This window comes from Dactylosporangium sp. CA-139114, assembly GCF_050955725.1.
GTDB lineage: Bacteria > Actinomycetota > Actinomycetes > Mycobacteriales > Micromonosporaceae > Dactylosporangium.
In genome coordinates this window covers 6,770,047-6,789,668 of sequence record NZ_CP192080.1, presented here as the reverse complement: position 1 = coordinate 6,789,668, position 19,622 = coordinate 6,770,047, and the positions used below count along the sequence as shown (strand labels likewise).

Below are 19,622 nucleotides of genomic sequence, written 5' to 3'. Positions count from 1 at the left end.
ACTTCCGCTCGTTACCAGGTCCGCGACGTGTCGCCCGGCAGGTTTCGCAACGCGACGGACACGGCAGCAAGCCACTTGAGCTCGGCGGCGGAGGAGCTGCGTGCGTCACCGGACGCATGTGATGATCCGGCGGATGGCTCATGCATTCCGCCTGCATGCAGGGCTGCGCGCACCCTGGCGGCTTCCCGGGAGGCCAGAACTGCGACAGGCTGACTACCCCCGGTGGAGCCGACCGCGTTCCCGTGGCGATCAGCGTGCGCGGGCAGCTCTTGCAGGGCCAGGAGCCCGTCGCGGATCTCGACGACGCGGCGGTAGAGCCGGTAGTCGAGATCACGAAGCATGGCCAGGTCGGCTATTCGTGAAGCCGGTGGATCCAGCGCGATTGACGGAATAGCGCGGTAGAGCTCGTGCCACAGCGGGTACAGCTGCAGGTAGCGGCGGGCTCGCAGCGGCCAGCCGGCAGCGCGGGTGAGGCCGGAGCCCCATGACGGAATCGTGAAGCCGACGGTGATGGTGATGGCGCCCACGCAGGCGCAGGCGGTAGCGATGTCATTCAAGGCGTGGATACGCGCGGCCGTCGTCCAGGCCGTCAGCACGAAGGCTGCCTTGCCGGCGCAGTACCCGAGTGCGGTAAGGGAACCGGTGGCGACCAGACGAAGCCCGCGCCGGAGCCATGGGTGATCGGGCGCCGTGGTCGCGACGCGGCGCGCGAACTGCAGTCCTCGGTAGGCACCGATGCTCAGGCCAATGCCGAACGCGGTGACGTACACGAGCAGGAATGTCCCGCCCGCCGGTTGCGGGCCGAAGGTGTCGTCAAAGTCGGCGGTCGGCGCCGCACCTGCCCCTGACCAGGCGAAGAGAGCGGTCATCGCAGCGATGACCGCTCCGAAGAACAGCAGTAGCCGCCTGCTTCGACGGCGGGCTTCCTCGGCAGGCAGGTGCCAGAGCATCAGCATGATGAGAGCCGCGACGCTGTAGCCGACGATGCAGATGTACGTGAGCAGTGAGGCCAGGTTCTCCACGCCGGTGACGTCGGTGATGGCGGCTACCACGGGTGGCAGCATCATGGTGAACCCGGCTGATGGCAGCGCAATCGCGAAAGTCAGTGCCCACAGCGCCGGGTTGCGAGGATCGCGGCGCACCGCCGCGGCCTTGTAGGCGACGGCGCTCCATGCCAGTGCTGCGCAGCCCAGGAAAGCCAAGGATCTAATCATGTCTTTCCCTCCCGTGCTCCAGTGAGCGTCCGAGGCGGCCGACGATCGGATCGTCCGGCACCGGTGGAGTTCGGCGGACTTGGCTGATGCGCTGGCCGAGCAGTGATGCGAGGACTTCGGCCTCCTGCTCGGCCAGTGTGCTGTATGTCGTTCGAGCGAAGACACGCTCGATGATCCTTGGATCGATGTGCCGGAAGAGCGCAGGCACTTCGTCGTCGCCGCCGAGCTGGAGCCGGTGACCGAGCAAGAGGTGCGCGACTTCGTGCAGCGCGATGTGGTCGCGTTGCGGACCGGTCGCTATCTTGGTCACCGCGATGTAGTCGGTGGTGTCGGTCGCAATGCACAGACCGCACGGCGCCCCGACAGGAAGATCGAGCGCGAGCAGGTGCATCGGGCGCCCCCGCTGTTCGGCGAGAACGGCAAGAAACGCGTCCAAGTTGAAGGGTTCCGGTACGGACAGGCCGCGAACGATCGTCCGGCATCGTCTGCGGATGCTGCGGAGCGTCACGCGGGCCCGCCTCGACGCTGCGGACGGCCGCCAGATCCCGACCCCGACTTCCACTCAGCGATCATCGACGGACGTGTCCGGCTGACGCTGTTCCAGTTCGCGGATGGCCTCAAGCATTCTCGTGATGGCACCGATCGCCTGCTCCGCTTCGGGGACGACTGACTGCCGGAGCGCCACTGTGCGAGCGCGAACCTCGTTGACGAGGGCGGCAACGGCCAACTCGCGGTCGACCTCGAGGGCTATGCGGTCACTGGTGAAGTACTCCACCGGCACCCCGAAGAATTTCGCGAGCGCTCGCAGGTGGCGCAGGTGCGGGTCATCCTTCTCCCCGCTGCGCAGGTGCCCGATGTAGGCGTAGGAGATCGGCTCGCCGGCGGAGGTGACTGCATCCGCAACCTCGCGCAAGGTGTACCGCTCTCCGTTAGGCTTGCGGACCTTCTCGAACAACACGGTAAGGCGGTCCGCCAACGTTCCCCCGCCGCTTGGTTCGTCTGGGCCGGTCACACACGTCTCCCAACCTCTGTGTCCACTTATATACACATGATTCGGGTCCGTGTATAGGCATTGACGATCCCGTGGGATCTGTGCATAAGATTCGATGCCCGGTCATGGAATGGCCAATGGCCGGCGGCCGCAGGGGTCGTGGCTGGCTTTGGAGGCAGCGTTCGCCACGGGGGAGTGCGCTGGCCGCCCGAGCCGGCCACGACCTGTGGGGTGTCCAGTTGCGGCTGCTGGATCAGTCACGCCCAGGGGGACTCGCGGCCTTTGTGCTGGGCACGTCCGCGCCGGTCGTGCGGGAGAACGTCATCGCTGATCCGCGTACCGGGGAAGGGATGGCACAACCGTCGTCATCATGACCCTCATCACGCCGACGGCGGGACCGTCTTCGACCGGCCGTTGGAGAAGTTCGACGCGATGCGCCGCAGCCTTCAGGCGACCCGCGCCCGGCTCGCACTGGAACTCGCGTTCGCCAGTGACGTCGTCGGAGCCGGCTTTGGATGGTCGACCTCGACCGAGCTGACCGACGACGAGACGGCCCGGCAACTACGGTCGGTTCAGCGGATCGCGGCTCGTGCGGAACGTGATCAGGGCTACGGCCGTTCGTCGCTGCGGATACACGCCGAGATCTCGGGTCGGGATCGGCCGGGGCATGCGGTGCGGATGTTCCGCTATACCTTCGCACGCGATATATTGGGCCACGTGGAATCCCCACTGCGTGAACCCACGTTCCTGATCCTCACCGCCCTCGCCGGCGAGCCGATGCACGGCTACGGCCTGATCGCCGAGGTGGCCCGGCTGTCCGAGGGGCGCATCTCGCTGCGGCCCGGCACGCTGTACGGCGCATTGGACCGGCTGGTCGACGCGGAGCTGGTGGCCGTCGACCGCGAGGAGATCGTCGACGGCCGGCTGCGCCGCTACTACCGGCTCACCGAGCCGGGCGGCGAGGTGCTGGCCGCCGAGACCGAACGCATGCGCCGCAACGTCAAGGCGGCAACCGCCCGGCTGCGCGCCGCCAAGGCCGCGCCCCGCCCGAGCCGGGGATTCGCATGAGCCTGACCGATCTCGAACGGCGCTATGCGCGCTGGATGGCGCTGTTCTATCCGGCCGGCTATCGGCGGACGCGTGGCTCGGAGCTGATGGACACCTACCTGTCCCTCGCCGCGCCCGACCGGAGGAGACCCTCGCCGGCCGACGTCTTCGACCTCGCGGCCGGTGGGCTGGGCCAGCACCTGCGGGCCGCACCCGGCCTCGGCCCCGGCTTTCGGCTCGCCGGCCTGCTTGCACTGACGACCGCCACCGCATTCGCAAGCGCGTGGACGATCCTCGAGGTACGGGCGCCAATCGTGTTCTGGCATCGGTATTCCGGACCGTTCATGTCCCTCGGGGCGGCGGCGTGGGTGTTGTGGTTGCTGGCCGCCGTCGTGTACGCCGTCGCTCCCGGCCGGTGGTTCCGCCGCGCGGCGGTCCTCGCCGTGCTGGTCACCGCGGGTATCGCGCCCGCCGCGACGCTGACCGGCATGCTCCGCCCGCCGCTGGGCGTGCTGCTGCCCCAGCTCGTGCTCGGCATCGTCGCGGTTGGCGCCGCCACACGGTACCGCTGGTGGGTCCGGCTGGCGCCGCTCGCCGCCGCGGCGTTGACCGTGCCGGTCGTCGTGGCCGCCGAGCCGCGCCTGGGCTTCGACGGCGACTACTACCTGCCCGCCGCAACAGCCTTGCCGGCCGCCGCGGTGACGCTGCTCATCGGCGCGACACTGCTCACGCTCGGCCTGGCCGGCCGCCGCGACTCCCGCGGTGCCTGGGCGCTGCTCATCCTGCTCACGCCGATCGGCATACTCGCCCTGCACCCGATCGGTGCGATGCTCGACAACACCGGCCCCGGCCGGCCGACCGTTCCGCAATGGCCATCCATGGTCGCCGCCGGGGTACTGGTCGCCGTCGTGGGACCGGCGCTGCTGCTCCTGACCCTCGCCGCAACGGCTCGACGCCCGGCGGGCGGCCGGTCACTGCCCGCCGAGGCCACCCATTGCCCAACCTGCGGCGCCCCGTTCGTCATCCGGGACGTCGTGCACCGCGTTACAGGTACTGACCGCTGAGGAGCGGCTCCCGCTCGGCTGTGGTGTCGAAACCGTCGCGCAGCGCGTACAACTCGGCGAGGGTCGCGCCCTCGGCTGGGATGCCGGCCGACGTGCCCAGCCAGGCCGCCGCCTCACCGAACGGCAACGCGGGTACCTCGATCCGGGCCAAGCAGCGGCCCGGCCGGACGACAGCCGGGTGCAGCCGGGCGAGATCCTCGTTGGTGGTGATCGCCACCAAGACCTTGCGACCTTGGCCGAGCAGGCCGTCGGTCAGGTTGAGCAGCCGGGACAGCGCCTGGCCGGTGTGCTGCTTGGCCTCGCCGCGGATCAGCTCGTCGCAGTCTTCGAGCAGGAGCAGCCGCCACTTCTCGTGCTTCTTGTCCGGGCACGAACAGTCGCCGGCCCGGTTGAGCGCGACCTCCATCAGGTAGGCCGGGCTGCAGAACAGCGTGTCCGGGTCGAGCACGCAGTCGAACTGGCACCAGTCCCGCCACTCGTGGGCCAGCGCGCGCAGCACGGTGGTCTTGCCGGTGCCCGGCGGCCCGTGCAGCAGCAGGAGCCGACCGCGCACCGAGGTACGGTCGACCTCGACGAGCCGGTCGAACTGCGTCGTTGCGCTGCGGGCGTAGTTGTTGCGGATGTCGGACCACGGACCGGCGGTAATGGGCCGCGGGTTGCGTTGCGGGCCGTGCGCCGAGGCGTACCAGAAGCCCATCGAGACGGCCTTCTCCACCGGTGGGGTCTCGTCGGTCATCCCATCGATCGCCGATGCGATGATCTCGTCGCCGAGCTCCGCGCTGGTCGCGGTGACCGACACCGTGGCGGTCTTGTTGCGCGGCCAGTGCACCGCGCGCAGGGTCCAGCCATCACCGGCGGCCAGGCTGGCGCGCTCGGTCTCGTTGACGGCCTTGCGCAGCACCAACACCCCTGGCGGCAGGAGGGTTGCCTCGTCGCGGACGTTGTTGAGGTCTTTGGTGACCGCGTACGGCTGGGCGCCGGTGACGAACGAGGTCAGCGCAAGGGCGTCGATGACATCGCGCGGGGAGTCGGCGTCGTCGACTGTGACGACGATGGGCAGCAGCGTCTCCGGGACGGTGCCGGGGGCGCCGAGCTGCAGCGGGAACTGGCGTGGACTACGCACGGATCAATGATCGCCACTGGGGCTGTCGCGGTACACCGAGTTTCCAGGCTGCGGCTTCACCAGCCGACGGGACAACGCGAACGGAGCGACCCCACTATGCTCACCGGGAGCGCTCCCAAGGAGGCCCTCATGCGCCGAGTCGCGGCACTTTGCCTGACCCTGATGCTCACCGCCTGCTCGGGCGGCTCCCCGGACCCGGCGCCGCCGTCGGAGGGCCCGAAGGCCGGGTCCCATTGCGCCGACGCCGCGGATCGCGGCAAGCGGGTCGGGTTCGCCACCCCGGCGGGCACCCAGCTGGCGGGCGTCGAGCTCGGGACCGGCTCGAAGGGCATCGTGCTCGCTCACCAGAACGGCTCGAACCTGTGCGAGTGGCTGCCGTTCGGCCAACGCCTCGCCACCCTCGGGTATCGGGTGCTCGCGTTCGACTTCGGCGGCGACGGCGACTCCGGCCCGCACCAGGGCGACGACCGCCTGGACGACGACGTAGTGGCCGCGGCCACCCACCTGCGCACGAGCGGGGCCACCGACGTGGTGCTGATGGGCGCCTCAAAGGGCGCGGCCGCGTCGCTCGCCGCCGCCGTCACGCTGACCCCCAAGCCGATGGCGGTCGTGTCGCTGTCGGCGCCGGCGGTGTTCGGCGGTGTCTCGGCCGAGGACGCGGTGCCGCGCCTCGCCTCGCCTGCACTCTTTCTGGCCGCCGAGAACGACCACCCGTTCGCCGACGCCGCGCAGCAGTTCGATGCGGCTGCGCCGAAGGCCGTACCGCATCAGGTCTTCATCGCCATCGGCGCCGAGCACGGGACGGGTCTGCTGGCCGGAGGTCAGGCCACGAAGGTCACCGAGCTGATCGAGGCGTTCCTCAAGCAGCACGCGCCGGCGTGACGACCAGGCTGCTGCACGGCATTCTGGCGCGCCCGGCGGCCGGTCGGGCCGATCGCCGCGATGGCGGTCGCGGCCGCCACCGGCTGCCAGCGACCCCGGTGAGCGCAACCGTCCCCGCGACGGTGCCCACCCGCCGCCGCAGGCGGGAACCCATGCCCCGGCGAGCGATCCATGGCGACGCAACGACCCTCCGCCGGCTCGCTGACGTACTCACGACAGGAGTCCTGGAACTGGCTTCGTCGGCCGTTCTATGCGTTCGCTCGGCGGAGGCGTTCTGCCGCTTGCGTCCGGAGCGCGTTGCCGCACACCGGGGGTTGGCCGTGCAGGGCTTCCCATCGGGCGTTGTGGGCTGCAGGCCATAGGCTGGCGGCCCACGCGATCTCCAGTTCGACGGCTGTAAACGAACGTCCCCGGCTGTGCTGGTAGGCGGTCAGGAACGCCTCAGTACTGGCGATCGGCGCAAGCGTAGGCAGTCCTGAGCCTCTGGGAAACACCCCGCTCGCCGCTCCTACCAGCGCGGCCTCCGGCTGCCAGGCCAGGCTGTCCCAGTCGTGTACCGCCCACAGTTGCCGGCCGTGCCACCGCAGGTTCTGTGCCTCGAAGTCGGCGTGGCTCAGGACGCACGGCAGGTCGGCGGCCAGCGTCCTTCCCCGGGCCCTTTCCGCTGTCTCGGTGACGTATGCGGGCACCTTGCTCTGGTCGCGCTCATCGAGGAAGCTGATCGCCGGCCACAACCCGGGGTCGGTGTGGTCCCAACGCACCCAGCGCGGATTCGGCAGCGGCGGGGTGACGTCGACGTCGGCCAATTCAGCTGTGACCCGGGCGTATACCTCCGCGTAGCGGACGGCCACGTCCGGCGTGTCCCCCTGCAGGATGTCACCGCCGGGCCGGAATACTTCGGCATGGACGGCCAGCGAACCGACACCGATCACCGGTGTGAGCGGCCGTGCGCATGGAAACCCGCGCTCGGCCAACCGGGCCTGCGCCGCGACGCAGGACCCGGCCCGACCGTCGTCGCCGCGCGCCTTGATCACAACGTCTACGCCGGAGGTCAGCCGAAGACCGAACACCGTCGAGATCTGTTCCAGGCCGAACAGCACGTCGGCAGGCTCGGCACCCAGATGGTCCAGACACCATCCAGACAACCAGTCCGGCGTGTCGTTCAAGTGCATAGTGAGACTATGCCAGGTGCGCTACGACGTCTGTCAACGTTCGCGGCATCGCGTCCACGCCCGCTTGGCCCGGCGTCGCAGGACATCGGCCTAGCCGGTCCATCGGTGCGGCATTGCGCTGGCGGGAGCCACGACGACCGCCGCGTCGGGCCTTGGCCGGAATCGGGAATGCTGCGACCCCGGCCAGACCCGCATCCCCGCGGCTACGAGCGTGCACCTGCTGGAACATGGCCAGACGCAGGCAGGCCGTGGCTCCAGGCGGTCGGCGGATACCGCTCGACGAGACCTGCGGGTAGATAGGCGCTGATGATGTTCGAGGAACTCCGTGCATCCGACGAGGTCATAGCTGGCTGGCGTGAGCTGGCGCGTCAAGTACGCGATGCGCTGGAGCACGCCGGGATCCCCCCACATCTCACAGACGACTACCCCGGGTCCGCAGGAGCTCGTGTCGATGTCGACTGCGGCAATGACGAGATGGGCGGTGTCTTCGTCGTCTGGAACCCCGGAGCAGTCCTCACGCAGCAGATCATCGAGTCGACCATGGAGCACCGAGCGGACGACCCCGCGCAGCAACTCTTCCTGTCCATCACCACAGCCATGCGTGAGGCCATGCTTGTCGTGCTGCGCGCCTCCCGGTTCGACGTCGTTGCTGTAGACGACCTCACCCACCACCCTCCGAGGATCCATGTCCTCGGGATCTCGTGAGGCGGCCTGTGATGACAGGTGTACGCACAGCGACAGATCATGGCATCGGCGGCGCTGAACAGTCGTCGCGCGGCGTGACCGAAACTGTGGTTGGGTTTCATGGGGCGGTGGCGCACGATGGTGGACGGCAATCTCAGCCCGGCGTCGCCGGAAGCCACTGCTGCGGCATCGAGATGTCCGGGGCGGACCGGACAGTCCTGCCCATCGCCAGTACCTCGGCTTCGGTCGCGCCGCGGGACGTCGTCATGGCCAAGCTCAGCTCGCCGAACTCCGGCAGTTGCAGCTGCATTCCGTCCTCGCCGGGCACCAACGCCGCCGGCCAGCCGGCCACCTTGCGGTCCAGCGCAGCGGCGTCCTTCGTGCGCGGCTCCCGTTCCGTGACGATCAGGATGATGCGGTGCGCCGTGCCCGTTTGGCTGTAGGTGATGGTCGCGCCGACCAGAGACGCCCGCTGCTGTTCGGGCAGCAACCGCAGCGCGAGGTCGCAGTTCTCCACGGTGTAGCCGGTCGGCAAGGCGACGGGCGCGGCCGGCGCGGCGCAGTGCGTGCGACGGTCGAGGTGGACGTGCTCGGCCAGCTCCATGGCGAGTGCATCGCTGCCGGCGGTCACATGCATCCACACCCCGGCCCCGTCGGCGATCTCCCACACGACCCGGTGGAAGTCGCCCGAGCGGTACAGCGTTGCCGTGCGCTGCCCCACGGTGATCGCCTGCGTCGATTCGGCGGCTTCGATCGGCATCGGCTTGTCCAGCAACTGCAGCTGGGCGCTGGCTCCCCGATCGTCTCGGAGTAGCAGCCCCGGCTCCGGCGCGAACCGCACGTCGTACAGGTCGTACGCGGCAGGGATCGCATCGAGTGCGAACGGCAGCTCGTCCGGGTCGCCGGTGGTCACCTCGGCGCGGCTCGGCAAGCGTGACGCGTCGGTCGTGGGCAGCCCGGGAACGCCGGGCACGACGACGAGCGGGGAAACACCGACCGGCACCGACGGCTCGCCGTGGTTGCGATACACCGCGATACCGATGACCAGGGCACCGGTCACCACCAAGGCGGTACTTCCGGTGGCCAGTCGGCGCGTCGCGATCCGGCGTCGGCCCCGCCTGGCGGCGCGCTGCGCCAGGACGGTGAGGTCCGCCCGGCTTTCGGCCCGCTCACGAAGTGTCTCGGTCAGCAGTTCGTCGATCATGTCACGCTCCCAGAGTCCGTGGTGCTCGGTGCCGGGAAATGTCTTCCCGCAAGGTCGCCAGCCCGCGCATGGCATGGGTCCGAACGGTCGCCGTGGAGCACGACAGGATCTCGGCGATCGCCGCGTCGCCGAGGTCTTCGTAGTACCGCAAGACCAGGACTGCGCGCTGTTTCGGCGGCAGCGCGCGGATGAGGCGCCACATCGCGTCCCGCTCGGCCACGGCCTGCTCATGGTCGCCGCCGCCGCGGCGGTCGGGGACGGCGTCGATCGTGACTTCCCGATTGGTCAGCCGCCGCCACCACGAGATGTTCGCGTTGACGAGCATGCGGCGCACATACACGTCGGGACGGTCGGCAGTACTGATCCGGTGCCATTTCGTGTATGCGCCGGCCAGCACTTCCTGCACGAGGTCCTCAGCCCGGTGCGGGTCGCCGGTCAGCAGGCAGGCGAGGCGAAGCAGCGCGGGCCCGCGGGCGTAGACGTACTCGTGGAAGTCCATCTTCCGAACAGACGCATCCGGCGGCCGCAACCGTTGACCCGGCACGCGGTAGATCGGAGGCCAGGCGTGATTCCGCTGCACGCACATCGGCACGACAGGAAGCCTCGTCCTCGCAGACCCTGCTACCCGCAGTAACGAGCGTTGGCCGGCCGCCGCGCACCAACCGCGGCATGAGCGGATGCCGTCGCGTCGTGCCGTAGCCGGCGGGACGGACGAGCGTTCCGCGGAAGCGCTACGTGCCAGAACGGCAGCCAGCCGTCACTTGCGGCATACGATGCAACGCGTGCCAGCGCGTTGGAGCGGTTCCGGTCGGGGCGGAAGGTGCGGGGGTGTCTGACGACTACGTGGAGGTGGACTTCGGTGCGGGCCTGAGGCGGCTGCCGCGTTGGCAGCAGGTGCTCGACCTGACCCCGCATCGCGACGGTCTGGTACCGGCCGAGGGACCGGTGGACTGGTCGCAGCTCGATCTGCTACCCGGCTGCCTGACGGTGGATTGGGCGGGTCCGCAGCGCGGGGTCGTCGAGGCCATCGCCAGGCACCCCACCATCCGGTTCCTGTACTGGCGCGACGCCGTCGGCGACGTGGACCTGAGGTCGACGAATCTTGGCACGGTCCAATTCGAAGGCCCCGGACTGGGCAACGTGCGACTTCCCGAATCGGTCGAGACGCTGCTCCTGCTCGATCCGCCGGCAGCGCCGCAGGTGGAGGCGCCCGACGAAGGTCACGGGCTGGACCTGCGATACTTCCAGTCCGGCAGCGAGGTGCTGGTGCCGGACGGGCTGCGGCGCACACGCACGCTATGGCTTCGGGTTGGCGGTACGGTTTCGGCGGCCGCGCTGTCCCACTTGACGGACCTGGAGCAGCTGATAATCACCTTCGACGATCCGCCGGGCACGCTGACCGAGCTGAGCGAGCTGCGCTGGCACGACCGCCTGCGCACGCTGCGGCTGGATGACGCGTTCGGCCTGGACTCTGAGGGGTTGCCCGACCTACCGGGTCTACGCCGTCTGGAACTGAGCGGGACTAGGCGTACGACGGCCGCTGTGGTGAAGGGGAGGTATAAGGGCAGCGGCGTTACGGTGTCGGTCAGCGGCGCCAAAGGGGAGTCGTGGTTGGCGGAGCACATGGACAACCCGTTCCGGGACTGGATCGAGGACTCCAAAGGTTTCGGGCGGGCAGCTGCTGGCGCATACGCACGAGCACGGCGCGCGGTCGAAGCGATCGTCCCTGAAACGCCGGGCGCATTGGCCGCGGCGGAACAGGGACTTCGCGGGCTCGTCGCCGACCTCAGCTCAATCAACGACAAGTACGAGCTGATCGACACCCTCTACCGCGAGCAGGCATGGGACGCCTTTCGGGCGTTGGCAGCCCGGCTGCAGGTTCCCGAGCAGCAAGCCGAGGAGTGGTTCGACAGCGGGCGCCGCTTCTGACCGTCGCCCCCGGTCGGTCGTACGGACACCGAACTAACGTTAGTATCCGCACATCGGCATGTCGGTGCGCCGGCCGGTGATGGGTGGCCGTCACGCTACGTGGTAGTCCTCGCGCTCGTGGTCGGCGGCCGGCGGGCGGGTCAGTAGCGTGGCGGGTATGGAGCCACATCCTCGCGCGCTGCCGTTGCCGGACCTCGAGGCGTTGTTCGGCGTGCTCGTGACCGTGCACGCCCAGCTCATGACCGACGAGCTTCCGCCGGAGCTCGTGCGCCGGCTCCTCGAACGGCTCACCGACCACGGCCCATTGCCCCAAGACGCGTCAGCCGGAGCGATGAACGCGCTGCTCGCCGACCTGTGCCAGCGCATGCATTGGGCGATGTCCGGCGACGACGGCGACTACCCACCCCCAGCACCGCGGCGAACCATCCACTACGTCGACATCCCGGACGACCCGGGCACCGTCAACGCCTGCGTGGCGGACCTGGCGGAGCTAGGCGCCGAGATCAGCGATCAGATCGAAGGCCGGACGCGGCCGGGTCATCGGCACATCGCCGCGGCGTTTCCCGAGCTTCCGCCGGACCCGGGCCACCATGCCCGGGTGGCGCAGCTGTCAGCGCTGGCCCACCGCCACGGAGGACGGTACGCCGGCTTCGGCGCCTGATGCGCGGGAGAGCGAGAAAGGCCGTCCGGCTTGACCTTCTCACTGTGTCAAGGCCTTGACTGATCGCATGAACGCGGCATCGACGCACGAAGACGACAGGCGGCTCGCGGACGCGCTCGGTGCGGCCGAGGCCTCGACGCGGCTCAAGGCGGCCCTCGCGATCGGGACGCGGCCCGGAGACGGGTTCGCCGACGTGCTCGTGGCGCGGTGTGCGGTCGAGCCGGATTTCTTCGTGCGCGACATGCTCACGTGGGCGCTCACCCGCCTGCCGCGCGAAGTCACCGTGCCCCGGCTCGTCGCCGAGCTGACGTCCGAGCGGGCGCAGGCGCGCAGCCAGGCGCTGCACACGCTGTCGAAGATCGGCGACGCCGGGGCCTGGCCGGCGGTCACGGTCGCGTTGCTGCGCGACGGGGACGACGAGGTCGCCCGGGCGGCGTGGCGGGCGGCCGTCGTGCTCGTGCCCGACGGCGGGCGGGCGGCGCTCGCCGCGGAGCTGGGTACGCAGCTCGGGCGGGGCGACCGCGAGGTACAACTGAGCCTGAGCCGGTCCCTCGCCGCGCTCGGCGAGATCGTCGAGCCGGTGCTGCGGGCGGCCGCGGCGCACCCCGACGCCCGGGTGCGGGCGCACGCGGCCGCCACCGAGCGGCTGCTGCGCGATCCGGACTCGGCGTTCGAGCCGGACCTGAACGCGGCGAGGCGGGTCGACGCGCTCGGGCGGGAACGGGAGGAGCGGCTGCGTGCTGATCGGTGAGGTGGCGCGCCGGTCCGGGGTGAGTGCGCGGATGCTGCGGCACTACGACTCCCTCGGGCTGGTGCGCCCGACCGGGCGGACGGTGGGCGGATACCGGGAGTACACCCCGCAGGACGTCCGGCGGATCTTCTACGTGGAGGGCCTGCGGTCGCTCGGGCTGTCGCTGCGGGAGATCGCGCGCACCCTCGAGGACCCCGGGTTCACGCCGTCCGCGCTGGTCCGCGACCTCATCCGGCGGACCGGAGAGCGCCTCGAACGGGAGCGGGAGCTGCTCGACCGGCTCCGGACGGTCGACGCGGCCGGGCCCGCCGCCTGGCCGGACGTCGCCCGGGTCGTGGAGCTGCTGCACGGGCTGGCCTCGCCGAGCGCGGCGCGCCGGCAGCAGGCCGCCCTCGCTCCGGCCGAGGCCGCGCCCGTCCCCGCCGACGTGCTCGCCCGCGCGGTGCTCACCGAGGCGGACCCGAACGTCGCCGGGGCGCTGCGGTGGGCCCTGGCGCGGGCCGGGGGCGACGGGGTCGCGGGGCTGGCCGCGGGGCTGGGCTCCGGCGACGCGCAGGTCCGGCGGCGGGCGGTACTGGCGCTCGCGGAACTGCCCGGGGACGAGGCGACCCGGCTGCTGGCGGGGGCGCTCGACGACGAGGACGCCGCGATCCACCGGCAGGCCGCGCTCGCGCTGGGCGCGCGCGGGGTGACCGCGGCCGTGCCGACGCTCGTCGGGATGGTCGTCGAGGGGCCGAACGACGTCGAGGCGGCCGAGCTGCTCGGGGCGCTGGCCCGGGAGGGGGAGTGGGGTGGGCGGATCCTCGGCGCGCTCGTCGCCGAGCTCACCGCGCCCGGGGCCGGCCCGGCGGTGCGGATACGGCTGACGCAGGCCCTGGCCGAGCTGCCCGGGACCCTGGCGCTGGACACCCTGCGGCGCCTGGCCGGCGACGACGACCGGCCCGTGGCCCTCGTCGCCGGGGCCCTCGCGCAGATGGTCGAGGCCGCGGCCGGGACGCAAGGGCAGAGCGCCGGCTGACGCCCGGGCGTCCCGCGAGGTCTACAGCAGCCGCAGGCGGTCGGCGTGGGGCGTGCCCGGCTCGGCGGTGAACACCAGCATGACCGGGCCGGGGTTGCCGGGCAGCGGATAGGTGTCCCAGTCGAGCACGACGTCGCCGACCTCGGGGATCCGGAACGTCTTGGTGCCGCTGACCGATTCGCGTACGTCGTGGCGCCCCCACAGCCGCCGGAACTCGGCGCTGCGGATGCTCAGCTCGCCGACGATCGCGGTGGCCCGCGGGTGCGTGGGGTCGGTGGCGACCGCGGCGCGCATCATGCCGATGTAGTCCAGGGCCTGCTGCTCCCAGTCGGGGCAGCGGCGCCGGCTCGTGAGCGTGTCGTCGAACATCAGCAGCAGCATGTTGAGCCGGTCCGGCGGGTAGCCGTCCGGGTCGCCGAGCAGCGCCACCGCCTTCGGGTTCCAGTCCAGCAGGTCCAGGTGGCGGCCGAGGACGACCGCCGGGGTGTCCATCACCCGCAGCAGCCGCCGGGTGCCGTCCGGCACCCGCTCCGCGGCGCGCTCCACCCGGGCCGGCATCGGCCGGCGAGCGGCGTGGGCGAGGGTGAACAGGTGCCGGCGCTCCCGGTCGTCGAGGCCGAGGGCACCGGCGAGCGCGTCGAGCACGTCATCGGACGGCCGTACCTCGCGCCCCTGCTCCATCCGCTGGTAGTAGTCGGTGCTCAGCCCGGCCAGCAGGGCCAGCTCCTCGCGGCGCAGCCCGGCGACCTTGCGGCGGCCGCCCGGCTCCAGGCCCACGTCGCGCGGGCGGAGGCGATCGCGGCGGGCGCGCAGGAAGTCGCCGAGCTCGCGGGCGTACGGATGGGTCATGGGGCAAGTGTGCCGCGCCGCCGGGCGCCCAGGGTAGGTCTGGCAGAACGACGGAAGCCGGGCCCGGGGCACCTAGCGTCGTGTCGACCACGACGTTTCCCGGAGGCCGCAGATGACCGGATGGACCACCGCCGACATGCCCGCCCAGCACGGCCGGATCGCCGTCGTGACCGGCGCGAACTCGGGCCTCGGCCTGGTCACCGCGACCGAGCTGGCCCGCCACGGCGCCCGGGTCGTGCTCGCGGTGCGCAACACCGCCGCCGGGGCCGAGGCCGCCCGGCGCATCGGCGGTGACGTCGAGGTCCGGGAGCTGGACCTGGCCTCGCTCGCCTCGGTGCGCGCGTTCGCGGCGGGGCTGGCCGCCGACCACCCCGCCGTCGACCTGCTGGTCAACAACGCCGGCGTGGTGCTGCTCGGCCCCCGCCGGAGCACCGCCGACGGCTTCGAGCTGCAGCTGGGCACCAACCTGCTCGGCCACTTCGCGCTGACCGGGCTGCTGCTGGGCACCCTGGCCGCGGCCCCGGCGCCCCGGGTGGTGAACCTGAGCTCGATCACGCACAAGACCGCGCACCTCGACTTCGACGACCTGATGTTCGAGCGCGGCTACCGGGCCTCGGCCGCCTACGGCCGGTCCAAGCTCGCCACCACCGTCTTCGGCGTCGAGCTGGACCGGCGGCTGCGCGCGGCCGGGTCGCCGATCGTCAGCGCCCTCGCGCACCCGGGGCTGACCCGCACCAACCTCACGCCGCGGGCCTGGGAGCACCGCGGGCGGCTCGGACGCGTGATCGCCCGGGCCGGGCTGCTCGCCACCCAGCCGGTCGAGCGGGGCGCGCTGCCGCAGCTGCGGGCCGCGACCGACCCGGGCGTGCGGGGCGGGGAGTTCTTCGGGCCGGCCGGGCTCTTCGAGACGCGCGGGCGGGTCACCGAGGCCCGGCTCAGCCGCGAGGCGGCCGATCCCGTGGTCGGCCGGCGGCTGTGGGCGGCGGCCGAGGAGCTGACCGGGGTCAGCTTCCTATGAGCGCGACGACGAGGTTGTGGTCCGACAGGCCGCCCGCGTCCTCGACCGTCGCGCGTCCGGGACTCCTTCGCGGACCGCGACGGCGGTGCAATAATCCGGGTCCATGCGCGTGCTCTTCACCGCCGTGCCGATCCACGGGCATCTCCTGCCGCTGCTCCCGCTCGCCGAGGCCGTCGCGGCCGCCGGGGACGACGTGGCGTTCGCCGTCCCCGGGTCGCTGACCGGGCTGGTCGGCGGGCTGCCGGTGCTCCCCGCCGGGCCCGGTATCGACGACCTGCTCGCCGAGAACGACCGGCGCACCGGCGGCGCCGACATGCACTCGGGCTTCGAGCCGGTGGCCGAGCTCTTCGCGGGGACCCTCGTGGACACCTCGTTCGACGCGGCGCTGCGCCGGGCGCGGGAGTTCGGGGCCGAGGTCGTGGTCGCGGACGAGTACGACACGATCGGGCCCATGGTCGCGGCCACGCTCGGGGTGCCGCTCGTCCGGCACGCGGTCGGGCTGCCCGTGTCGCCGCCCGGGCTCGGGCCCGCGATGGAGGCGCGGCTGGCCCCGCGCTATGCCGCGCGCGGCCTCGCCCGGCCCGCCCGGCTGGCGCTCGTGGACCTCTGGCCGCCGGCGCTGCACGGGCCGCGGTGGGTGGCGGGGGAGGACCGGCTGGCGATCCGGCCCAGGGCGTACACCGGAAGCGAGCCCTTCGACCTGCCGGCCCCGGCCGGGTTCCGGGTGCTCGTCACGCTCGGGACGGTCCTGCTCGAGGCCGGGCCGCTCGACGCCCTCGTCGACGCGGTGGCCGCACTGGACAATGTGGACGTTCTGGCCACGGTTCCGGCCGGGCTCCCGCGCTCGCTCGCCGACGCCCGGGCGAACGTGCGGTTCGTCGGCTTCGTGCCGATAGCGCAGCTGCTCGACGCGGGCGTCGGCGTGGTCCTCGCGGCCGGTGGCGCCGGGACCGTGCTCGCCGCGCTGAGCCGGGGCATCCCGATGGTGCTGTGGCCGAAGGGCGCCGAGAAGCCGCAGAACGCCGAGCGGGTCGTCGCCGCCGGGGCGGGCATCGCGATCGACGATCCCGCGCGCGCCGCCGAGGCGGTCGCCGAGGTGCTGCGCGATCCGTCGTACCGTCGGCACGCCGAACGCGTCGCCGCCCAGATCGCCGAGGCCCCGGACCCGGCGGCGGTCTGGGCCGCCCTGCGCCCGCGCATCGGCGCCGCCGGAACCTGAGCCGTTCGGACGATCGATTCCGGGTGTCGCAACGCATTGCGCGGCCGGGCCGGGCGGCCGGACAATCGTCGCGTGCAGACCGCCTATGCGGAGATGGTGGCCGCGTTCACGGGGAGCCGCCTGCCGGTCCCACCGGTCCCCGAGCCGCTGCGGCCGCGGCTGCGCACCGTGCGCGACTGGTGCTGGGCGACGCGCGAGATCGACGGTTTCCGGATGTACATGTTCGAGCCCGACTTCCCCGCCGACGTCCTCGCGGCGCGCGTGCCCGACTACGTCGCCGTGAGCCACGCGGGGCACGGCGTGAACTCGTACGCGATCAACTACCACCTCGTCCACGGCCCGCTCGCGGTGCTCCTGCAGGTCGGCTGGGGCGGCATCTACACCGACAACAGCGCCGCGTCACGCCGTCTCGGGGAGCTGTTCCGCCGCTGCGAGTCCCTGCACGAGGCGGCCGCGGCGACGGCCGGCGAGCGGGTCCTGTGCGTCTTCAGCCAGCTGCGCGGCATCTCGGCGTGCGGCCGCGTGCCGGCGCGAGCGGACGGTGACGTCCACGCGTTCGTGACCGAGCACCGCACCGCGGGCGAGGAGGCGTTCGACGTCGCCGAACGCCTCCTGACGGCCTGACTCCGCGGGCGACGCTCAGCTGGTGCGGGTGGTGCCGAGGGTCGTGCTCGGCGGCGTGGCGATGTTGCGGGCCGCCTCGCTGAGCTGGCCCAGGGTCGGGTTGGCGCGGACCTGGCGCGCGTTGTCCACGATCTGCTCGTACTTCGCGCGGCCGGCGCGCGTCCCCAGCACGTAGCCGACGGCCAGACCCGCGGCGATGGGCAGCAGCTTCATCATGTCTCCCTCAAGAACGTCGGTTCGGGCGGCGGCCACGCAGGGCGAGCGCGACGATCGCTCCCACGACCATCGTCGCCCCGGCGGCCAGGACGAGCCGGGTGCGACGCGCCGACAGGCGCGCCACGGTGCGGTGCACGGTGCGGTCGGCGGCGGCTCTCGCCCGGGCCTTGACGTCCGTCTTCGCGGCCAGGGCCTCGAGCGTCTCGCCGAGCGCGGCGCGCGTGCGCACGATCTCGGCCCGCAGCGCCTCCGGGTCGTTGACCCGTCCGTCCGCCGTCACCCCGCTCACCTCCCGCATTCGCCGCAGCTGGCGTTCCCCCGGGCGAGGAAGCCGAAACCTATCCCAGTTGTACCGCCAGTGCCGCCACGAAACAGCCGAAGCCCACGATCGCGGCCGAGGACCGCAAGACGTCGAGGCGCTGCCACCGGGCGACGGTCGCGCGCCAGTCCGCGGGCGGGGCGTCGGCGTCCCAGCCGGCGACCTTCATGTTGATCGGGACCGTGCCCAGGAACGAGAAGCCCAGGAACGCGGCGAGGGCCGCGACCCCCGCCCACCGCCACGCGGCCCCGGGGCCGTCGGCGAGGACGAGCACCGCCACCGCGGCGGCGACCGCCGGCAGCATGATCGCGGGCACCACGACGCGCAGCCTGCGCACGAGCGCGACGCGGGCCTGGATGTGCGCGCGGTCGTCGAGGCGGAGCAGGGCCGGCTGCACGCCGTAGCGGACGATGAACTCCTCGCCGGCGAGTAATCCCGCGAGGATCAGGGTGAGCGCCTGGAGCACTGCCATGGGACACCTCTTTGCCGTTCGTACCCCGCACCGGACGACCAGCTCCTCACCGGGCCGGGTCGGGTGCCTGTCTTGGTTGTCGCTGTTCGCCGCCCCGGGCGCGTCTTCGTTGTCGCTGTTCGTCGTCGCGGGCGTCTTCGTTGTTGCTGTTCGTCGTCGCGGGCGTCTTCGTTGTCGCTGTTCGCCACCTCGGGCGCGTCTTCGTTGTCGCTGTTCGTCGTCGCGGGCGTCTTCGTTGTTGCTGTTCGCCGCCTGGGGCGCGTCTTCGTTGTCGCTCCTCGCCGCCTCGGCCGCGTCTCTGTTGTCGCTCTCGCCGAACCAGGCGCGTGTTTCAGTCGCTGCAAGTTTACGGTAGCAGGATTTCTGCAGCGGCTGAAGTACGATGGCGGGATGAGCGACACGGCGGTCACCTGGCTGCCCGACAGCGCCGCGGCGGAGGAGACCGGGGGGCTGCGGGAGCGCAAGAAGCGGCAGATGCGGGCCCGGCTGTCGGCCACGGCGACGCGCCTGTTCCTGGAGCGCGGCTTCGACGACGTGCGGGTCACCGAGATCGCCGAGGCGTGCGGGGTGTCGGAGCGGACGGTCTTCAACTACTTCCCGACGAAGGAGTCGCTGCTGCTCGACCGGTTCGACGACACCCTGACCGCCCTGCGCACGGCCCTGGCCGACCCGGGCACGCCGCCGCTGCCGGCCGCGCTCGCCGTGCTCGACACCGAGCTGGACGGCCTCACCGCCTGGCTCGCGAGCCAGCCGGACCCGGCCGCCGCGAGCGAGACCCTCCGCCGCTTCCGCGAGCTGAGCACCAGCACCCCGGAGCTGCGCTCGCACCAGCACGACATGATCGACCGCCTCACCGAGACCGCCGCGCGCCTGCTCGCCGGCCGGTCGGCCGCGCCCGAGCCGGCCCCGGCGGCCCACATCGCGGCCGTGGCGCTGCTCGGCCTCTGGCGCGTGCAGGCCGCCAGCCTCCAGCGCCGCCTCGCCGCACACCACCCGCCCGACCGCCTGCGCACCCTGGTCTCCGCGGACGTCCACATCGCGGCGGCGACCATCGAGCCCATCTTCCGCGGGTTCGCATAGAAGCGGGTCCGGGCAGAACTGGTCCCATGACGACTGCCGCCGCCACGCGGGCCCCGGCGGCCTGGTCGTAGCGGGGCGTGGCGGC

At 71.9% G+C, this 19,622-nt stretch carries 23 protein-coding genes; 12 read left to right on the top strand and 11 right to left on the bottom strand.

The genetic code is table 11. The features are described 5' to 3' along the window. Positions 1-11: 11 nt before the first annotated feature. Genes ACQP2P_RS30165 through ACQP2P_RS30155 form a run of 3 tightly spaced genes read right to left on the bottom strand, consistent with a single transcriptional unit; the run spans position 12 to position 2,172 of the window. Positions 12-1,202, bottom strand: a complete 1,191-nt coding sequence (locus tag ACQP2P_RS30165) for an MAB_1171c family putative transporter (protein ID WP_433606486.1) — start codon at positions 1,200-1,202, stop codon at positions 12-14. A gap of 4 nt (positions 1,203-1,206) precedes the next feature. Beyond that, positions 1,207-1,722, bottom strand: a complete 516-nt coding sequence (locus tag ACQP2P_RS30160) for a hypothetical protein (RefSeq protein ID WP_433606484.1) — start codon at positions 1,720-1,722, stop codon at positions 1,207-1,209. Positions 1,723-1,776: 54 nt separating this feature from the next. Further along, positions 1,777-2,172 (bottom strand): XRE family transcriptional regulator, encoded by a 396-nt coding sequence (locus ACQP2P_RS30155; RefSeq protein WP_433606482.1) that lies wholly within the window; start codon positions 2,170-2,172, stop codon positions 1,777-1,779. A 750-nt stretch (positions 2,173-2,922) separates the two neighbouring features. Between ACQP2P_RS30155 and ACQP2P_RS30150 the strand changes: the two genes are divergently transcribed. After that, on the top strand, positions 2,923-3,273 hold the full coding sequence (locus tag ACQP2P_RS30150) for a PadR family transcriptional regulator (protein ID WP_433619319.1): 351 nt from the start codon (positions 2,923-2,925) through the stop codon (positions 3,271-3,273). Beyond that, complete coding sequence (locus ACQP2P_RS30145; RefSeq protein ID WP_433606480.1) at positions 3,270-4,316, top strand: hypothetical protein; 1,047 nt, start codon at positions 3,270-3,272, stop codon at positions 4,314-4,316. The genes ACQP2P_RS30150 and ACQP2P_RS30145 overlap by 4 nt, the downstream gene beginning before the upstream one ends. Here the strand turns inward: ACQP2P_RS30145 and ACQP2P_RS30140 are convergent. Continuing rightward, a complete protein-coding gene (locus ACQP2P_RS30140; RefSeq protein ID WP_433606478.1) occupies positions 4,297-5,439 on the bottom strand; it encodes a DUF5925 domain-containing protein in 1,143 nt (380 codons plus the stop codon). The two genes, ACQP2P_RS30145 and ACQP2P_RS30140, sit on opposite strands and share 20 nt — an antisense overlap. Before the next feature lie 129 nt (positions 5,440-5,568). Here ACQP2P_RS30140 and ACQP2P_RS30135 point away from each other — a divergent pair, with 129 nt between their 5' ends. After that, the gene (locus ACQP2P_RS30135; protein WP_433606477.1) at positions 5,569-6,321 is read left to right on the top strand and encodes an alpha/beta fold hydrolase; all 753 of its coding nucleotides are present in this window, start codon (positions 5,569-5,571) and stop codon (positions 6,319-6,321) included. 248 nt (positions 6,322-6,569) lie between these two features. On the opposite strand, the gene ACQP2P_RS30130 is transcribed toward ACQP2P_RS30135, so the two are convergent. Then, entirely contained in the window at positions 6,570-7,493 is a 924-nt protein-coding gene (locus ACQP2P_RS30130) for a phosphotransferase (RefSeq protein ID WP_433606475.1), read from the bottom strand. 306 nt (positions 7,494-7,799) lie between these two features. Here ACQP2P_RS30130 and ACQP2P_RS30125 point away from each other — a divergent pair, with 306 nt between their 5' ends. Then, positions 7,800-8,198 (top strand): hypothetical protein, encoded by a 399-nt coding sequence (locus ACQP2P_RS30125; RefSeq protein WP_433606473.1) that lies wholly within the window; start codon positions 7,800-7,802, stop codon positions 8,196-8,198. A 133-nt stretch (positions 8,199-8,331) separates the two neighbouring features. On the opposite strand, the gene ACQP2P_RS30120 is transcribed toward ACQP2P_RS30125, so the two are convergent. Both ACQP2P_RS30120 and ACQP2P_RS30115 read right to left on the bottom strand, forming a co-directional pair. Further along, on the bottom strand, positions 8,332-9,381 hold the full coding sequence (locus tag ACQP2P_RS30120) for a hypothetical protein (protein WP_433606471.1): 1,050 nt from the start codon (positions 9,379-9,381) through the stop codon (positions 8,332-8,334). 1 nt (position 9,382) lies between these two features. Continuing rightward, entirely contained in the window at positions 9,383-9,880 is a 498-nt protein-coding gene (locus ACQP2P_RS30115; protein ID WP_433606469.1) for a SigE family RNA polymerase sigma factor, read from the bottom strand. 329 nt (positions 9,881-10,209) lie between these two features. On the opposite strand from ACQP2P_RS30115, the gene ACQP2P_RS30110 reads away from it, so the two are divergent. From ACQP2P_RS30110 to ACQP2P_RS30095, 4 genes are all read left to right on the top strand, one after another. Continuing rightward, a complete protein-coding gene (locus ACQP2P_RS30110; protein ID WP_433606467.1) occupies positions 10,210-11,310 on the top strand; it encodes a hypothetical protein in 1,101 nt (366 codons plus the stop codon). Positions 11,311-11,467: 157 nt separating this feature from the next. Further along, positions 11,468-11,971, top strand: coding sequence for a hypothetical protein (locus tag ACQP2P_RS30105; RefSeq protein ID WP_433606465.1), 504 nt, complete (start codon positions 11,468-11,470; stop codon positions 11,969-11,971). A 67-nt stretch (positions 11,972-12,038) separates the two neighbouring features. Next, positions 12,039-12,722: a HEAT repeat domain-containing protein gene (locus tag ACQP2P_RS30100; RefSeq protein ID WP_433606463.1), complete on the top strand. Its 684-nt coding sequence runs from the start codon at positions 12,039-12,041 to the stop codon at positions 12,720-12,722. Beyond that, a complete protein-coding gene (locus tag ACQP2P_RS30095; protein WP_433606461.1) occupies positions 12,709-13,740 on the top strand; it encodes a MerR family transcriptional regulator in 1,032 nt (343 codons plus the stop codon). Before ACQP2P_RS30100 ends, ACQP2P_RS30095 begins: the two co-directional genes overlap by 14 nt. A 21-nt stretch (positions 13,741-13,761) precedes the next feature. Here ACQP2P_RS30095 and ACQP2P_RS30090 read toward each other — a convergent pair whose 3' ends face one another. Further along, complete coding sequence (locus tag ACQP2P_RS30090) at positions 13,762-14,589, bottom strand: helix-turn-helix transcriptional regulator (protein WP_433606459.1); 828 nt, start codon at positions 14,587-14,589, stop codon at positions 13,762-13,764. Between the two features lie 112 nt (positions 14,590-14,701). Here ACQP2P_RS30090 and ACQP2P_RS30085 point away from each other — a divergent pair, with 112 nt between their 5' ends. The 3 genes from ACQP2P_RS30085 to ACQP2P_RS30075 all read left to right on the top strand — a co-directional run bounded on the left by ACQP2P_RS30085 (position 14,702) and on the right by ACQP2P_RS30075 (position 17,450). Further along, positions 14,702-15,607, top strand: coding sequence for an oxidoreductase (locus ACQP2P_RS30085; RefSeq protein ID WP_433606457.1), 906 nt, complete (start codon positions 14,702-14,704; stop codon positions 15,605-15,607). A gap of 103 nt (positions 15,608-15,710) precedes the next feature. Continuing rightward, entirely contained in the window at positions 15,711-16,826 is a 1,116-nt protein-coding gene (locus ACQP2P_RS30080; RefSeq protein ID WP_433606456.1) for a glycosyltransferase, read from the top strand. Positions 16,827-16,898: 72 nt separating this feature from the next. Continuing rightward, entirely contained in the window at positions 16,899-17,450 is a 552-nt protein-coding gene (locus ACQP2P_RS30075) for a hypothetical protein (RefSeq protein WP_433606454.1), read from the top strand. Positions 17,451-17,465: 15 nt separating this feature from the next. Here the strand turns inward: ACQP2P_RS30075 and ACQP2P_RS30070 are convergent, their stop codons facing one another. The 3 genes from ACQP2P_RS30070 to ACQP2P_RS30060 are packed head-to-tail and all read right to left on the bottom strand — an operon-like array spanning position 17,466 to position 18,457. Next, the gene (locus tag ACQP2P_RS30070; protein ID WP_433606452.1) at positions 17,466-17,666 is read right to left on the bottom strand and encodes a hypothetical protein; all 201 of its coding nucleotides are present in this window, start codon (positions 17,664-17,666) and stop codon (positions 17,466-17,468) included. Between the two features lie 7 nt (positions 17,667-17,673). Beyond that, positions 17,674-17,946 (bottom strand): DUF3618 domain-containing protein, encoded by a 273-nt coding sequence (locus tag ACQP2P_RS30065; protein ID WP_433606450.1) that lies wholly within the window; start codon positions 17,944-17,946, stop codon positions 17,674-17,676. Positions 17,947-18,004: 58 nt separating this feature from the next. After that, on the bottom strand, positions 18,005-18,457 hold the full coding sequence (locus ACQP2P_RS30060) for an anthrone oxygenase family protein (RefSeq protein WP_433606448.1): 453 nt from the start codon (positions 18,455-18,457) through the stop codon (positions 18,005-18,007). Between the two features lie 390 nt (positions 18,458-18,847). On the opposite strand from ACQP2P_RS30060, the gene ACQP2P_RS30055 reads away from it, so the two are divergent. Continuing rightward, the gene (locus tag ACQP2P_RS30055) at positions 18,848-19,537 is read left to right on the top strand and encodes a TetR family transcriptional regulator (RefSeq protein WP_433606446.1); all 690 of its coding nucleotides are present in this window, start codon (positions 18,848-18,850) and stop codon (positions 19,535-19,537) included. Positions 19,538-19,622: the final 85 nt, after the last annotated feature.